The 14,449-nt window shown below is 70.6% G+C and carries 14 protein-coding genes and 1 pseudogene; 9 read left to right on the forward strand and 6 right to left on the reverse strand.

Annotation, left to right across the window (positions count from 1 at the left end; translation table 11 throughout):
• Positions 1 to 48: 48 nt before the first annotated feature.
• Positions 49 to 846, reverse strand: a complete 798-nt coding sequence (locus tag OIE13_RS13905) for a GNAT family N-acetyltransferase (protein ID WP_326639583.1) — start codon at positions 844 to 846, stop codon at positions 49 to 51.
• A 187-nt stretch (positions 847 to 1,033) separates the two neighbouring features.
• Here OIE13_RS13905 and OIE13_RS13910 point away from each other — a divergent pair, with 187 nt between their 5' ends.
• From OIE13_RS13910 to OIE13_RS13925, 4 genes are all read left to right on the forward strand, one after another.
• Positions 1,034 to 2,008: a tyrosine-type recombinase/integrase gene (locus tag OIE13_RS13910; protein WP_326639581.1), complete on the forward strand. Its 975-nt coding sequence runs from the start codon at positions 1,034 to 1,036 to the stop codon at positions 2,006 to 2,008.
• A 114-nt stretch (positions 2,009 to 2,122) separates the two neighbouring features.
• Positions 2,123 to 2,626 (forward strand): hypothetical protein, encoded by a 504-nt coding sequence (locus OIE13_RS13915; protein WP_326639579.1) that lies wholly within the window; start codon positions 2,123 to 2,125, stop codon positions 2,624 to 2,626.
• 634 nt (positions 2,627 to 3,260) lie between these two features.
• On the forward strand, positions 3,261 to 3,911 hold the full coding sequence (locus OIE13_RS13920) for a lysophospholipid acyltransferase family protein (protein ID WP_326639577.1): 651 nt from the start codon (positions 3,261 to 3,263) through the stop codon (positions 3,909 to 3,911).
• A gap of 72 nt (positions 3,912 to 3,983) precedes the next feature.
• Positions 3,984 to 5,615, forward strand: a complete 1,632-nt coding sequence (locus OIE13_RS13925) for a penicillin-binding transpeptidase domain-containing protein (protein ID WP_326639575.1) — start codon at positions 3,984 to 3,986, stop codon at positions 5,613 to 5,615.
• A 181-nt stretch (positions 5,616 to 5,796) separates the two neighbouring features.
• Here OIE13_RS13925 and OIE13_RS13930 read toward each other — a convergent pair whose 3' ends face one another.
• Together OIE13_RS13930 and OIE13_RS13935 are read right to left on the reverse strand one after the other, a co-directional pair.
• Entirely contained in the window at positions 5,797 to 6,087 is a 291-nt protein-coding gene (locus OIE13_RS13930) for a DUF3040 domain-containing protein (protein WP_326639573.1), read from the reverse strand.
• A gap of 320 nt (positions 6,088 to 6,407) precedes the next feature.
• Positions 6,408 to 6,569, reverse strand: coding sequence for a hypothetical protein (locus OIE13_RS13935; RefSeq protein WP_326830101.1), 162 nt, complete (start codon positions 6,567 to 6,569; stop codon positions 6,408 to 6,410).
• A gap of 97 nt (positions 6,570 to 6,666) precedes the next feature.
• Here OIE13_RS13935 and OIE13_RS13940 point away from each other — a divergent pair, with 97 nt between their 5' ends.
• Both OIE13_RS13940 and OIE13_RS13945 read left to right on the forward strand, forming a co-directional pair.
• A complete protein-coding gene (locus OIE13_RS13940) occupies positions 6,667 to 6,846 on the forward strand; it encodes a hypothetical protein (protein WP_326639571.1) in 180 nt (59 codons plus the stop codon).
• A gap of 70 nt (positions 6,847 to 6,916) precedes the next feature.
• Positions 6,917 to 10,141 carry a S41 family peptidase gene (locus OIE13_RS13945; protein WP_326639569.1) on the forward strand — a complete coding sequence of 1,075 codons (3,225 nt, stop codon included), beginning with the start codon at positions 6,917 to 6,919 and terminating at the stop codon, positions 10,139 to 10,141.
• 171 nt (positions 10,142 to 10,312) lie between these two features.
• Here OIE13_RS13945 and OIE13_RS13950 read toward each other — a convergent pair.
• The 3 genes and pseudogenes from OIE13_RS13950 to OIE13_RS13960 all read right to left on the reverse strand — a co-directional run.
• Positions 10,313 to 10,576, reverse strand: a pseudogene (locus OIE13_RS13950) (VOC family protein); the annotation flags it as partial.
• 22 nt (positions 10,577 to 10,598) lie between these two features.
• Positions 10,599 to 10,736 carry a hypothetical protein gene (locus OIE13_RS13955; RefSeq protein ID WP_326830344.1) on the reverse strand — a complete coding sequence of 46 codons (138 nt, stop codon included), beginning with the start codon at positions 10,734 to 10,736 and terminating at the stop codon, positions 10,599 to 10,601.
• Positions 10,737 to 10,757: 21 nt separating this feature from the next.
• Entirely contained in the window at positions 10,758 to 11,708 is a 951-nt protein-coding gene (locus OIE13_RS13960) for a helix-turn-helix transcriptional regulator (protein ID WP_326639568.1), read from the reverse strand.
• An 83-nt stretch (positions 11,709 to 11,791) separates the two neighbouring features.
• On the opposite strand from OIE13_RS13960, the gene OIE13_RS13965 reads away from it, so the two are divergent.
• The 3 genes from OIE13_RS13965 (at position 11,792) to OIE13_RS13975 (ending at position 14,437) form a co-directional block, all read left to right on the forward strand.
• Positions 11,792 to 12,538 (forward strand): alpha/beta fold hydrolase, encoded by a 747-nt coding sequence (locus OIE13_RS13965; RefSeq protein ID WP_326639566.1) that lies wholly within the window; start codon positions 11,792 to 11,794, stop codon positions 12,536 to 12,538.
• Between the two features lie 286 nt (positions 12,539 to 12,824).
• Positions 12,825 to 13,712, forward strand: coding sequence for an ABC transporter ATP-binding protein (locus tag OIE13_RS13970; RefSeq protein ID WP_326639565.1), 888 nt, complete (start codon positions 12,825 to 12,827; stop codon positions 13,710 to 13,712).
• On the forward strand, positions 13,712 to 14,437 hold the full coding sequence (locus OIE13_RS13975) for an ABC transporter permease (RefSeq protein WP_326830102.1): 726 nt from the start codon (positions 13,712 to 13,714) through the stop codon (positions 14,435 to 14,437). The genes OIE13_RS13970 and OIE13_RS13975 overlap by 1 nt, the downstream gene beginning before the upstream one ends.
• Positions 14,438 to 14,449: the final 12 nt, after the last annotated feature.

Below are 14,449 nucleotides of genomic sequence, written 5' to 3' on the forward strand. Positions count from 1 at the left end.
CTGGGAAAGACCGATGAGAGCACGGGACCGTCCGCGAGCGGTGCCAGGTCAAAGGGTCGGCGGTACCCACACGTACGGCGTCGTCGTCGTGATCGCCTCCAGGCCAAGCCTGGTCAGGATCGGGCGGCTGCCATCGGAGGCGTCCACCTGCAGCAGGCGGAAGCCCCGCGCCACCGCCAACCCCGCCCGGTACGACACCATCGCCCGGTAGACACCCCTGCCCCGCCACTCCTTCAGGGTCGAACCGCCCCACAGCGAGACGAAATCGGTGCCCTCGTGGAAACGCACCCACGCCGCGCACACCACCTGCCCGCACGCCTCGGCGATCACCACCGCGCACGGGTCCCCGGGACCGGCGAGCTCGCGCTCCAGCATGCCGGGCAGCCAGCCGTGGTCTGTGTCCCAGACCGTCTCCTCCAGCTCACGGATGCACTCCAGGTCATCCCGGCCCGCCACCTCGCGCAACCGCACCCCGGCGGGTGGCGCGTGGACACCGGCCAGCTCACCGGCCTCGCCGACGAGCACCGTCTCCCGCTCCCCCGCCTCGAACCCGGCCATCGCGAGCCGCTCGGGCAGGTCGGCGGGCAGGTCATAACCGTGGTACTTCCACTCGACCTCGCGTCCGACCCGGGTGAAGAAGTCCCGCTGGCGCACGATGAAGGCGTCCAGCTCGACTCCCTCCAAACCACCAAGGTCGCGATATGTCAGGAAACCCTGGCCATGGCCGTTCGACACGATCCTCAGCAGCGGACCGATCCTCTCGGCCGTGCGGCCCGGCATCGGCCGGGCCCGAAGCTGCTCGTCATATGCCCGAAGATAGGCGGAAGCCCGCGATGAGATGTCCATTGGAAACAGCCAACCACACACTTATCGCCTTCGGCACGGCGTTGTGGAGCCGGACACGGTCCAGGCGCCGTTGCGGGAGCGGTGGCCGCCCTTCTCTCCGGCGAGGTCGCCCTCCTTTTCGTCGGGGATGAAGCTCGCGCCCACGGCTTCACGATATAGATCCATGACACCCGATAGGGTCGGCACGGTGAGCGTGCCAGCCGTCCCCGCCTCGCCCGGCCCCTCCATCGAGCCCGCGCGAGACCCCTACCGGGTGTATCTCGACTCCCTGACCAGCGCCGAGTCCCGCCGCACCATGCGCGGCTGCCTCGACAGGCTAGCGGCGCTCGTCTCCGGCGACGAGGTCTCCAGCGGCGCGGGCCGGCCCTGGCACCTGCTGCGCTACGAGCACACGGTGCGCATCCGCGCCCTGATGACCGAGCGCGGCTGGTCCCCCTCGTACGTCAACAAGCACCTGGTCGCGCTGCGCAGGGTACTGCGCGAGGCCTGGCGGCTCGGCCTGATGACCGCCGAGGAGTACCAGCGCGCCGCCGACCTGCCGACGGTCGAGCACACCCGCCTGCCAACGGGCCAGCACGTCCCCCCGGAGGTGGTGGGTGCCGCGCTCGCCGCCTGCGACCGCGACGACTCCCCCGCGGGGGTCCGCGACGCCGCCCTGCTGGCGGCGCTCTACTCCACCGGCTGCCGCCGCGCCGAGATCGCCGGGCTCTCGCTGGGCGACTACGACCCCGGCTCCCGCTCGCTGCGGGTGCGCGGCAAGCGCGACAAGGAGCGGATGGTCTACCTCACCACCGCGGCCATGGCCAGAATGGAGCGCTGGCTGGCCGTACGGGGCCGCCCCGCAGGTGCCCTGTTCTGCCCCATCAGCAAGCTCGGCCGACTGCGGACCAGGGACGGCGGGCCCGCGCCCATGACGGGCCAGGCCGTCGCCGACATCCTGGCCAGACGCCTGGCCGAGGCCGGGGCCGGGGCACGCACCCCGCACGACTTCAGGCGCACCTTCATCGGCGAGCTGCTCGACGCCGGGGTGGACCTGGCCACCGCGCAGGCCCTCGTCGGCCACTCCTCCCCCGCGACCACGGCCCGCTACGACCGCCGCCCCGAACGACGCCGCCGCGAGGCCGTCGACAGGATCACCCTGCCCGCCCCCAGACCGCTCTGACCGCCGGCGCGGAACCGGCCACCGTCCGAGATCGATACCGGCGGCCCCCTGATCGAAGCCCGATCTCGCCACGATTCACCAGCCACACCGTAACTGTCGGTGGCGCCCCCTACTATGAGCCACCTCAAGGAGGGAGAACCGCTCATGGTCAACGCGCTGAGGGTTTCGCTGCTGGTCACGACCGACCTGCCACCGGATACCGACCTGACGGAGTTCGGGCGGTTGCTGGTTGATTCGGTGCGCACGCTCCAGCGGGACGAGGTGACATATCCCGGGTTCCTGCGTGGCGGGGTGTTCTGGCTGGACCGCCCTCTGCCGCCCTCCGACGACGGGATCGCCCGCGCGGCGGCCGAGGAGCTGCGGTTCGCGGCGCTGCTGGGCCATCTGTCGGCCGGTCATCCGCCGGGCTCCTCAAGGGAGACGGTCGCCGACGCGTGCCGGGCGATCACCGCTGCCGTCGCCGCCAGGTACGGCGACCTGGGCAGCCCACCCGCCGTGATGGCGATCCGCAGCGAGGACGTGCGCGAACGCACCCCCTCCTCGGCCGTCCTCGTCGGACCGGCCACGGCGGCGGAGCCGCTCCCCCGAGCGGTGCCGTCCCTGAGCGTTCCCGGCTGAGGCCCACGACGCCGTGGTTCTCACGGCGCTCATGCTCGCTCCCCCACCGGTCGCATGCCCTCTTTCCCGCCGATCACGAGCCCCTCCCTGTCGCCGCTGACATGACGCTCTCCTCTGTGGCCCGCTCGCGCGGGATCTCTGCCCCTGGCCCCTCGATCGTGATCCACGCCCACCGGGGGCAATCCCTTGGCAGTTCACCGAGACACTTCCGGAAGGCCGTGACCTGCGGTTCTCCTGGGTCGCGCAGCCACAGGGGACACGCCGGTGACCCCGAAGCGGAATAACCAATGACGGACGTCGGTTAGAGTGATCGTGCCGATGTGGTTTGTGTCCCCCGGGCCGCAAATTACCGCCTTCACGGAATACCGTTCGGCTGGAGCCGTGTTGTGCCTCTCGCCGAGGAGGCGACCGCCACATCGGCACCAAAACACCGCGTCCCGCGAGCCCCCCAGGCTCGCGGGACGCTTCTTTTTCGTCGGCCCCGGCCGGAGGATTTCGTCGGGCTCGCCCCGGAAAAGAGCCACGCTGTTGGAGGAGGGCTACAAACCCGGGAACTCCGCTTGTGCGGGTGCGTACAACCGTCGGCTGTCGGGCCACCACCTAGTGTGGTGAACCCGTCTCATGAGGAGAGTCCGTGCTCTATCGCCTGACCAAGACCGTCAGCGCTCCGCTCCTGCATCTGCTCTGGCCGACCACGGTCACCGGGCACGAGCACGTTCCCGTCACGGGTCCGGCCATCATGGCCTCCAACCATCTGTCGATCCTCGACTCGACCTTCCTGCCGCTGGTGCTCAAGCGTCAGGTGCGCTTCGTCGCCAAGGCCGAGTACTTCACCGGCAACCCCGTCACCGCGATGTGGATGCGCACCACCGGCCAGATCAGCATCGACCGGCAGAGCCCCACCTCGGCCCAGGACATGCTCGACGCGGCGGCGAAGGTGCTCGGAAACGGCGAGCTGTTCGGCATCTACCCCGAGGGCACCCGCTCTCCCGACGGCCGCCTCTACCGGGGCAAGGTCGGCGTCGCCTGGCTGGCCCTGGCCACCGGTGCGCCGGTGGTCCCGGTGGCGATGGCGGGCACCGACAAGGTGCTGCCGATCGGCGCCGCGAGGCCCAGACTGGGCCGGGTGAACGTCCGCATCGGCAAGCCGATGACCTTCACCGGCTCCGAGACGAGCGCGCGCGACCGACGTAGTGTGACCGACGAGATCATGGCCGCGATCCGGGAGCTGTCCGGGCAGGACTACGTGACGAGCTACGCGCCAAGCCGCACACAGGGCAAATGATCATTTATCGGGATATCTCGCGCAGGTCACGCTAGGCTGCGGCCCTGTGGCACCGAGAGCTGGGGGGATCACGTGGCACGGGGCAGAACGATCGCGATCACATCGGCCGCCGTCGTGCTGGTGGCGGGGGCCGCCGGCGGCGGCGCCTGGTGGTACCTGCACACCAGGGGCACGCCCCAGGAGACCGCACAGCGATTCGTCAGCGCCTGGCAGAGCGGCGACCTGGCGGGCATGCGCGCCGAGCTGGGAGCGCCGGACCCGGCGTTCGCCACGGTGTACGACAACATGCGCAAGGCCCTGGCCGTGGAGAACACCGTCGTACGGCTCGACGAGGTACGCGAGACCGGGGACGGCACCGGCCAGGCCTCCTACACCGCGACGCTGAGGCTGAAAGACGTCGGCGAGTGGAATTACTCCGGCAGCGTCGACCTCGCGGTCGTCGACCGGCACTGGCGGGTCAGGTGGTCGCCCGCTGCCGTCCACCCCGACCTGACCGCGACCACCGCCTTCGCACTGAGGACGAAGTGGCCGGAGCGTGCCGCGATCACCTCCGCCGACGGCGCCCGCATCGACGGCGCCGACGTGGGCGGCTCGGTGCAGCAGCTCGTCGGCTACCTGGAGAAGGCCACGGCGAAGAGCGTCGCGAAACTGGGGGTCCCCTACAAGGTGGGTGACGCGGTCGGCGCGAGCGGATTGCAGAGCACCTTCCAGAAGCGCCTGGCCGGCACCCCCGACACCGAGGTCGAACTCGTCGGCGGGGACAAGAAGACCGTCGAGACGCTCGGCAAGGTCGAGGGCGAGGCCGGCGAGAACCTGGAGACCAGCTTGGACATGCGGGTCCAGCGGGCCGCGGTCGAGGCGGTCCGCGACCTGAAGAAGACCACCGCACTGGTCGCGGTCAGGCCCTCGACGGGTGAGATCCTTTCGGTGGTGAACAACCAGGGCGGCTTCAACCGGGCGCTGGACGGCAACTACCCTCCCGGCTCGACCTTCAAGGCGGTCACCGCCATGGGCCTGCTGGCCGAGGGGATGAGGCCGGGCGATCGGGTCACCTGCCCCAAGGACGTCAAGGTCGGCGGCCTGCCGATCCGCAACTCCGACCACGCCGCCTACGGTTCGGTGTCGCTGTCCGACTCCTTCGCCCACTCCTGCAACACCACCTTCGCGCCCCTGGCCAAGGAACGGCTCGGCGCCGACAAGTTGCTGAGCACCGCGGAGCTGTTCGGCTTCAACAAGCCGCTCAGCATCGGTGTCCCGGCTGCCAAGGGCAGCTTCCCCAGGGCCGAGAGTGACGCCGAACTGGCCGCGGAGTCCTTCGGCCAAGGCCGGATCACCGCCAGCCCGCTGATGATGGCCTCGGTCGCCGCCGCGCTGGCCGACGGCACCTGGCGCCCGCCGACCCTGGTCCCCTCGATCAAGCAGAAGTCGGAGCCTCAGGCGCTCCCCGAGGCCGTCATGTCCGGCATGCACAAGATGATGTCCGCGGTGGTCACCAAGGGCACCGCCAAGGACGCGGGCCTGCCCCAGGGCACCCGGGGCAAGACGGGGACCGCCGAGTACGGCGCACAGGGCAACCTGCAGACCCACGCCTGGTTCATCGGCTTCCGCGGCGACCTGGCCTTCGCAGTGATCGTCGAGGAGGGCTCGGGCGGCGGGGCGGTCGCCGCCCCGGTGGCCGCCGACTTCCTGCGCGCCCTGGGCTGACCTCCGCGGCTCGGGGCATGAGCGCATGACCCTGCCCAGGCCATGAACGCACGACCCTGCGGCCCATGCCCACCTTCACCTCGACGGCCGCACCGACGGCAGTGGAGACGGCGGCGGTGGCAGCTGAGACGGCGGCGGCGGTCGCCGTCTCAGCCGGTGGCGACGGTGACGACGGTGACGATCACAGCGGGAACGCCGCGGCCGCCTCATGGCGCAGGACCAAGATGAGGAGCGTGGCGATCAGCGTCGCGATCAGCAACCAGCTGAACATGATGATGACCGTCGAACGTCGCAGGCGCCTGGAGGAACGCCCCCGCTCCCTCTTGGTGCCGCGTTTGCGGCCACCGCCACCCTCCTTGCGCTGGACACGCTCGTTGAACGACTCCAGCCGCGCTGCGAGCCGCGGATCCTCGTCGACGAGATGGCGCTCGATCTGCAGCAGCATGCGCTCCTCGTCTTGTGACCAGGCCATGCATCACCTCCCCGGAACGCAAGCCGTGTGCCGACGTTCTGCCCAATCGTGAAGATCATTATCCGTTCCGAGGGCTGCGATTTACCTCTTCTTTTCGTGAGCGCAATCCAAGCACGCGATCATGCCCTCGCACGGGGCCGGAAGGGCCGCGGCTCAAGTGTCGGGCGATTCCCAGCCTTCTCCGCGATCTCGACATTCCCGCACCCCGGGTCACTCCCGTCACCCGGCCCAGAAGGTTCGAGGGCGGCGCCCCCGACGGTGAGGACCGCACATGAGCGGGAGCATCCCGACCGCCGGACACCCATGGCGGAGAACGAGGCTCAGCGCCTGCTCGCCTCCATCGCTCCGGCGGGCAGCGAGGGGGCGCAGCAGCCGGAACCGCCCTCGATGACCGGCGTGCGGGGCTTCGAGATGCCGACCGGCGCCCGCTGGACCCGCCGCGCCGTGCGCCGCCACCCATTGATCACGCAACGCGTCCACATCTACACAGACTGTGGATGGTTGATGCTCGTAAAGGGTATTAAACCCCCCTGAGTGCCTAATCAAGGGCGTCGTCCATCAAGCACAACGAGGGAAACGATGACGGACACCAAGAACACCAAGGACAGTAAGAACAAGGCGGCGAAAAGCTCGGGTAAGAGCAAGAAGGCTGCCATAAAAGCGACACGCTCCGCCAAACAGGCGAAGAAACAGGCCGGACAGCCCGAGGTCAAGTTGCCCGAGACGGGGCCCGCCCACCCAGGTGGACGAGTCTCCTAGCCGGCGAGGGCGTGAAATCATGATCGGGTGACCGGCATGAAACCCGGTCGCCCGATCATGGAGTGACACGATGCCCGCCTACCTTCGATTTCCGACGATCTTCGGCAACATGGTGGTCTTCGCCGCCGAGGACGACCTGTGGATGGTCACCGCCGGCGGCGGGCGGGCCTTCCGGCTGACCGCCGGGGTGGCCGAGGCGGGATACCCGCGTTTCTCCCCCGATGGCGACCGGCTCGCCTTCGTCGGCCGCGAGGAGGGGCCCGAGGAGGTCTACGTGATGCCCGCCGACGGTGGCGCGGCCCGACGGGTGACCTACCACGGGGCCCGCTCCAGCGTCACCGGCTGGGATCCCGGCGGCGGCATCGTCTACGCCAGCGACCAGAGCCAGCCTTTCGACGGCCGCAGCCGGTTGCACCGGGTGGAACCTGATGGAATGCCCGAGCTTCTGCCGTACGGCCCGGCCAACACCATCTCCTACGGCCCGCGGATCGTGCTCGGCCGCAACACCGCCGACCCCGCCAGGTGGAAGCGCTACCGGGGCGGCACCGTGGGCGATCTGTGGATCGAGACCGGCGACGACGGGCGGTTCCGGCGGCTCACCGCGCTTCCCGGCAATCTCGCCTCACCCTGCTGGGTCGGGGACCGGGTCTACTTCATCTCCGACCACGAGGGCGTGGGCAACGTCTACTCCTGCGACGCGGACGGCGGCGACCTGCGCAGGCACTCCGACCACGCCGACTACTACGCCCGCAACCTGTCGGGCGACGGCCACAGGCTGGTCTACCACGCCGGGGCCGAGCTCTACCTGGTGGAGGACGGCGAGTCACGCCCCATCGAGGTGCGGCTACGTAGCTCGCGCACCCAGCTCAACCGCCGCTTCGCCTCGGCCGAGGACTTCCTGGACGGCGCCACGCTCAGCCCCGACGGCAGCGGCCTGGCCATCACCACCCGGGGCAAGGCGTTCTCCTTCGCCGCCTGGGAGGGTCCGGTACGCCAGCACGGGGCGCTGTACGGGGTGCGCTACCGGCTGCTGAACTGGCTCAACGACGGTGAGCGGCTCGTGGCGGCGGCCAGCGACGAGGCCGAGCGCGAGGTGCTGGTGGTGCTCACCGCCGACGGCTCCGCCGAACCCGTCAGGCTCGACCACCTCGAGGTCGGCCGCGCCACCGCGCTGGAGGTCTCCCCCACGGCCGATCTGGTCGCGGTGGCCAACCACCGCAACGAGCTGATCCTGGTCGACCTCACACCGGAGAAGTCCTCCAGAGCCTCCAGGCGGAAAAAGGGGCCGGCACGGGGCAGGACCGTCGACTCCAGCCGGTTCGGCGCGATCGAGGACCTGGCCTGGTCCCCCGACGGCCGCTGGCTCGCGTACGCCTGCCGTGACACCGCGCAGACGACGGCGGTGAAACTGTGCCGGGTCGAAACAGGCGAGACGTTCTTCGCCACCCGGCCGGTGCTGTGGGACGCCTGTCCCGCCTTCGACCCGGGCGGCGACTACCTCTACTTCATCGGCAGGCGCGTCTTCAATCCCGTCTACGACGAACTCCATTTCGATCTGGGCTTCCCGCTGGGCTCCCGCCCCTACGCGATCGCGCTCCGCGCCGACGTCGCGTCCCCCTTCGTCCCCAAGCCCCGGCCGCTCACGGACGACGACGATGACGGGGATGCCGACGACGAGAACGAGGGCGAGGAGGTGCCCGAGGTGCTCATCGATCTCGACGGCATCGAGGACCGGATCGTCGGCTTCCCCGTCCCCGAGGGCCGCTACGAGGGCATCGCCGGTATCAAGGGCAAGGCCGTCTACCTGAACTTCCCCGTCGAGGGCAGCCTCGGTGACGACTACGCCGACTCCTCCGAAGGCACCCTGCACGTCTACGACTTCGCCAAGCAGAAGCAGGAGACCCTGGTCGGGGACGTGTCGGAGTTCCGGCTGGGCCGGGACCGGAGCACGCTGCTCTACCAGGCGGGCAGGCGACTGCGGGTGGTCAAGGCGGGCGAGGAGCCCGAGAGCGACGAGACCCCGGGCCGGACGAGCGGATGGGTGGACCTGTCCCGGGTCAAGGTGTCCATCCGCCCCGAGGCCGAGTGGCGGCAGATGTTCAGGGAGGCCTGGCGGCTGCAGCGGGAGAACTTCTGGACCGAGGACATGGCCGGGCTCGACTGGGACGGCGTCTACCTGCGCTACCTGCCGCTGGTCGACCGGGTCACCACCCGAGGGGAGTTCTCCGACCTGTTGTGGGAGCTCCTCGGTGAGCTGGGCACCTCGCACGCCTACGAGAGCGGCGGCGCCTACCGGCCCCGGCCGCACTACCGGCAGGGCAAGCTGGGCGTCGACTGGGCCTTCGAGGAGGGCGTCCACCGGATCGCGAAGATCGTCGGTGGTGACCGGTGGGACCCCGAGGCGACCTCGCCGCTCAACCGCCTCGGGGTGGACGTACGGCCGGGTGACGTGGTGCTGGCCGTCAACGGCCAGCCCGTCGGCGCGGAGGTGAGCCCCGACGAGCTGCTGGTCAACCAGGCCGACCAGGAGGTGCAGCTCACCATCCAGCGCGGGGACGAAAGGCGGACCGTCACCGTCAAGGCCATCGACGACGAGCAGCCGGGCCGCTACCGCGACTGGGTGGAGGCCAACCGGGCCCGTTGCCACGAGCTCAGCGGCGGCCGGATCGGCTACCTGCACATCCCCGACATGGGCCCGGAGGGCTACGCCGAGTTCCACCGCGGCTTCCTGACCGAGTACGACCGGGAGGCCCTCGTGGTGGACGTCCGCTTCAACGGCGGCGGTCACGTGTCGTCGCTGCTGCTTGAGAAGCTGGCCCGGCGCCGCCTGGGCTACAACTTCCCCCGCTGGGGCGTGCCCGAGCCCTACCCCGAGGAGTCGCCGCGCGGCCCGATGGTGGCGATCACCAACGAGTGGGCGGGCTCCGACGGCGACATCTTCAGCCACACCTTCAAGCTGCTGGGCCTGGGCCCGCTGATCGGCAAGCGCACCTGGGGCGGGGTGATCGGCATCTGGCCCCGGCACCACCTGGCCGACGGGACGGTCACCACCCAGCCGGAGTTCTCCTTCGCCTTCGACGACGTGGGCTGGCGGGTGGAGAACTACGGCACCGACCCCGACATCGAGGTCGACATCACCCCGCAGGACTACGCCGCGGGCGTGGACACCCAGCTGGACCGGGCGATCGAGGTCGCCCTGGAACGCCTGGTCCTGCAGCCGCCGCACACCCCGAATCCGGCGGCCCGGCCCCGGCTCGTGGTGCCGCGCCTGCCACCCCGCCGGCGTTCCCGCTGACCTCGGAGCCGGATCGGCCCTCGGGCGCCGCTGAGGCCCGTGTCGCCGGCGGCCACCCGCCTTGCCCGGTTCGACCTGCGCCGCCTCCTGGTCGGTGCCCTGTTGTGGATGCCGGTCAGCGTCATCCCACTCGGCGTCGGGCTGCTGTCGCGGTGGCCCGTGATGGCGGAATCAGGCGAGGTTCAGCTGCCAGGAGACGCCGAAGCGGTCGTTGGTCCAGCCGAAGCGCTTGCTGAAGCCGTAGGAGCCGATCGGCATCAGCGGCTCGCCGTTCTCCGACAGCGTCGCGTACAGGCGCTCGATCTCCGCCTCCGACTCGCACTGCACGTACAGCGAGACCGACGGGGTGAAGGTGAACGCGTGCGACACGTTGCTGTCGATGGCCATGTACTCCTGTCCCGCCAGCGTGAACGTGGCGTGCTGCACACTGCCCTCCGCTCCGCGCCGCCTCGCGGCCCTACTCCTGCTCGGCGGCCGGGCTTGTCGCCTGAGGGCCGGTACCGGCCACCGACAGCTCGGGCCGCGAGGCCAGGTGGAACGGTCGCCTCTGGATCGGCATACTCGGCCAGCCACCCGCCTCCGTGTTGGCGGCCAAGCTGGAACGCTTACCTGGTGGTCAGGCACGCGAAGCCGAGGCGAGGAGGCGGGCGGCGAGGGCTCTGATCTCGTCGCGTAGTTCGGCGGGGGTGATGACGGTGAACGGCCAGCCGAGGCCGGCGAGCATCTGGGCCATCCCGTCCAGCCGGTCGGCCCTGGTGGCCAGCAGCACCCCGGCGGGGGTCTCGGCCAGGGTCGCCGTGGCGGCGGGGATCCGGGCGGCGGCCTCCTCCAGCGTGGCCTCCAGCAGCACCCTGACCTCGTAGCGGTAGGGCACCGCCGACAGCGATCCGACCACGTGTGCGACCGGGTCGAAGTCGTCCGGGGCCGAGAACCTCCGCTCGGTGCGCGCGGCGCTCGCCACCCGGTCCACCCGGAAGGTCCTGATCTCCCCGCTGTCGTGGTCGAGGCCCGCGACGTACCAGCGGCCGGAGTGGAAGACGATGCCGTACGGGTCCAGGTCGCGCGTCGAGGCGTCGCCGCGCCAGGAGCGGTAGGCCAGCCGGACGGTGATCCGGCGGCGGGCGGCGTCGGCGAGGGCGAGCAGCGGGCCCGCCTTCGGAGCGGGTGCCCGGGTCGCGGCGCCGGTGTGGCCCAGCGTTTCCGAGATCGCGTCGACGCGCTCACGCAGCGGCCCGGGGAGCACCCGCTGGATCTTGGCCAGGGCGCTCTCGGTGGCCGTCTCCCCCACCGCCAGCCCGGTCCGCCGGCCGGCCAGCAGCCCCAGCACCACCGCGGTGGCCTCGTCGTCGGTGAGCATCAGCGGCGGCAGCTTGTAGCCGGGCAGCAGCCGGTAGCCGCCGTGGCGGCCCCTCTCGGCCGAGACCGGCACGCCGAGCTCCGACAGCCGCACCGCGTAGCGGCGCACCGTGCGCTCGTCCACCTCCAGCCTGGCGGCGAGATCGGGGCCGGTCAGGCCGGGGGCGGCCTGCAGCAGTTCCAGCAGCGCGAGGACCCTCGCGGCGGTCATTCGAATTCTCCTCAAAAATCAGGACTGATACTGTCCGGATTCGATTCTAGGGTGAAACCAGGCGAACGAAGGAGAGCAGAAATATGAGCACTTACCTGCTGGTTCCCGGTTTCTGGCTGGGCGCGTGGGCCTGGGAGAAGGTCACCCGGCCGCTGCGCGAGGCCGGGCACGAGGTCCACCCGGTCACGCTCACCGGGCTCGGCGACAGAGCGCACCTGGCAGGTCCCGGGGTCGATCTGGAGACCCACATCCAGGACATCGTGAACACGGTCGTCTTCGCGGACCTGAACGAGGTGATCCTCGTCGCCCACAGCGGGGCCGGCGCGCCGGTCACCGGCGCGGCCGACCGGATTCCCGAGCGCGTCGCCCGGATCGTCTACCTCGACAGCGGTCCGCTGGCCGATGGCATGACCCAGTTGGACACCAACGAGCCCGAGTGGCGGGCGTTCATCGAGAAGCGGGTCGCCGAGCAGGGCGACGGGGTGGGCTACCCACTCCCCTCCTGGGAGGAGCAGGAGCGGGCCGGGGCCGGCCTGGAGGGGCTGGGAGAGACCGAGCGTGAGTGGTTCGCCTCCCGCGCGACCCCGCAGCCGTACGGGACGATGACTCAGCCCCTGGCGCTCAAGGGCGGCACGGACGCGCTGCCCAAGACTCTCATCGCGTGCTCGTTCCCGCTGGAGCAGGTGCACACCATGATCGCCGCCGGTCACCCGTTCTTCGCGGCGCTCGCCGGGCCCGAGTGGAGCTTCGCCTCGGTGCCCACCGGCCACTGGCCGATGTTCTCCAAGCCGGAGGAGACCGCGGCCGCGCTCGCCGCACTGGCGGTCTGAGACGAAAGCCTGACGGGGCGGGGCGGGGCGGGGCGGGAAGAGAAACGGGCGGGTGAGGTTGAGGGCGGTTCGCACGCTCCCGCCCCGATGGCCCCCACGACAGGTCCACCGGAGGCGCCGGCCCTGGCAGGGCCGGCGGAGGCCTGCCGTGAACATCGGGGCCTCCACGCTGCGGTTCCGGTGACGAGCCCGGAATTCCGCGAGCACCGAGAGGTGACATTTGTCCCGGGCAGCCCTGGATCGATGGATCTACCTGGGATCCCGCGCCCTCCGTAGCGTCTTTCGCATGACGAATGACGCGGTGTCACTCAAGAACGTGACCAAACGTTTCGGGGCGGTACGCGCCGTGGACGACCTCAGCCTCGACATCCCCGCCGGGCAGACCGTCGCCCTGCTCGGCCCCAACGGCGCGGGCAAGTCGACCGGTATCGGGCTGCTGCTCGGGCTGCTGGCCCCCGACTCCGGGACGGTACGCGTGTTCGGGGGCGCCCCGGAGGCCGCGATCCGGGGCGGGCGGCTGGCGGCGATGCCCCAGGAGGGCGGCCTCGTCTCCCGGACCACGGTCGGCGAGTTGCTCGGTTTCGTCTCCGGGACCTACCGGGCGCCGCTCCCGCTACGGGAGGTGCTGGCCGTCGCGGGGCTGGAGGAACTGGCCGGCCGCAGGGTGGAACGGCTGTCGGGCGGCCAGGCGCAGCGCCTCCGCTTCGCGCTGGCGCTGGCCGGGGACCCTGAGCTGATCCTGCTGGACGAGCCGACCGCGGCGCTGGACGTCCGGGCCAGGCGGGAGTTCTGGGAGAGCATGCGCGCCTTCGCCGCGCGCGGCAGGACCGTGCTGTTCTCCACCCACTACCTGGAGGAGGCCGACGAGTACGCCGACCGGGTAGTGGTGATCGACAGGGGCCGGATCGTGGCCGACGGCACCAGCCGGGAGATCAAGCGCCTGGTGTCGCTGACCACGGTCAGCGTCACCGCCCCCGCCGAGGACGTCGCACTGCTGGAACGCCTTCCCGGGGTCACCTCCGTGGAGATCCGCGGGAACCGCGCCCACCTGCGCACCCGCGACGCCGACGCCACGGTCCTGGCGCTGGCCGAGGCCGGAGCCGTACGAGACCTTGAGGTGGCTCCCGCCGCGCTCGAGGACGCCTTCATCGCACTGACGGGAGTGGACGCCTGATGCTCGGCTACATCCGCCTGGAGATCGCCAGAAGCCGCCGAGACCCGGGATACGTGATCCTGGGTTTCACAATGCCCGTGGTGATGTACCTGATCTTCACCAACCTCGGCATAGCGGGCGACGACCGTACCTGGGCCGCCCTGCACGTGATGGTCAGCATGGCCGCCTTCGGCGCGATCGGCTCGGCTTTCAACAACGGCACCGGCATCGCCGAGGACAGGACGGCGGGCTGGCTGCGGCAGCTGCGCATCACTCCCCTGGCGCCGGTACGGGTGATCGCCGGCAAGGCGGGCACCGGCATGCTCGTGGTGCTGCCCGCGATCGCCGGCGTGTGCCTGTCGGCGGCGTTGCTCAACGGGGTGCGGCTGGAGATCTGGCAGTGGGCCTCGATCGTGCTCCTGCTCTGGGCGGGTTCCCTGCCCTTCACCCTGCTCGGCCTGGCCATCGGCTACCGGTTCAGCGGCCAGACCGCCGCCGTGCTCAACATCGCGGCCAACATGGCGCTGGCGATCGTCGGAGGTCTGTGGCTGCCCACCGAGGGCTTCCCCTCCTGGCTGAAGACGCTCGCGGAGTGGACACCGAGCTTCACCTACGCCGACCTGGCACGAAAGGTCGCCTTCGGCCAGGCACCCGAGGCCGGCGTGGCACTGATCCTGACCGGCTGGCTGGTCGCCTTCGGGATCCTGGCGGTGTACGGCTACCGCCGGGCCGGGCGCGTGGTGTGAGTCGCGTGATAG

Source organism: Streptosporangium sp. NBC_01810, assembly GCF_035917355.1.
Classification (GTDB): Bacteria; Actinomycetota; Actinomycetes; order Streptosporangiales; family Streptosporangiaceae; genus Streptosporangium.

Excerpts from the sequence above, each read along its gene's own strand:
- OIE13_RS13935 (WP_326830101.1), bottom strand. The coding sequence starts at position 6,569 with ATGTGGACGCGTTGCGTGATCAATGGGTGGCGGCGCACGGCGCGGCGG.
- OIE13_RS13940 (WP_326639571.1), top strand. The coding sequence starts at position 6,667 with ATGACGGACACCAAGAACACCAAGGACAGTAAGAACAAGGCGGCGAAA.
- OIE13_RS13965 (WP_326639566.1), top strand. The coding sequence starts at position 11,792 with ATGAGCACTTACCTGCTGGTTCCCGGTTTCTGGCTGGGCGCGTGGGCC.
- OIE13_RS13975 (WP_326830102.1), top strand. The coding sequence starts at position 13,712 with ATGCTCGGCTACATCCGCCTGGAGATCGCCAGAAGCCGCCGAGACCCG.
- OIE13_RS13905 (WP_326639583.1), bottom strand. The coding sequence starts at position 846 with ATGGACATCTCATCGCGGGCTTCCGCCTATCTTCGGGCATATGACGAG.
- OIE13_RS13945 (WP_326639569.1), top strand. The coding sequence starts at position 6,917 with ATGCCCGCCTACCTTCGATTTCCGACGATCTTCGGCAACATGGTGGTC.
- OIE13_RS13970 (WP_326639565.1), top strand. The coding sequence starts at position 12,825 with ATGACGAATGACGCGGTGTCACTCAAGAACGTGACCAAACGTTTCGGG.
- OIE13_RS13960 (WP_326639568.1), bottom strand. The coding sequence starts at position 11,708 with ATGACCGCCGCGAGGGTCCTCGCGCTGCTGGAACTGCTGCAGGCCGCC.
- OIE13_RS13915 (WP_326639579.1), top strand. The coding sequence starts at position 2,123 with ATGAGCCACCTCAAGGAGGGAGAACCGCTCATGGTCAACGCGCTGAGG.
- OIE13_RS13930 (WP_326639573.1), bottom strand. The coding sequence starts at position 6,087 with ATGGCCTGGTCACAAGACGAGGAGCGCATGCTGCTGCAGATCGAGCGC.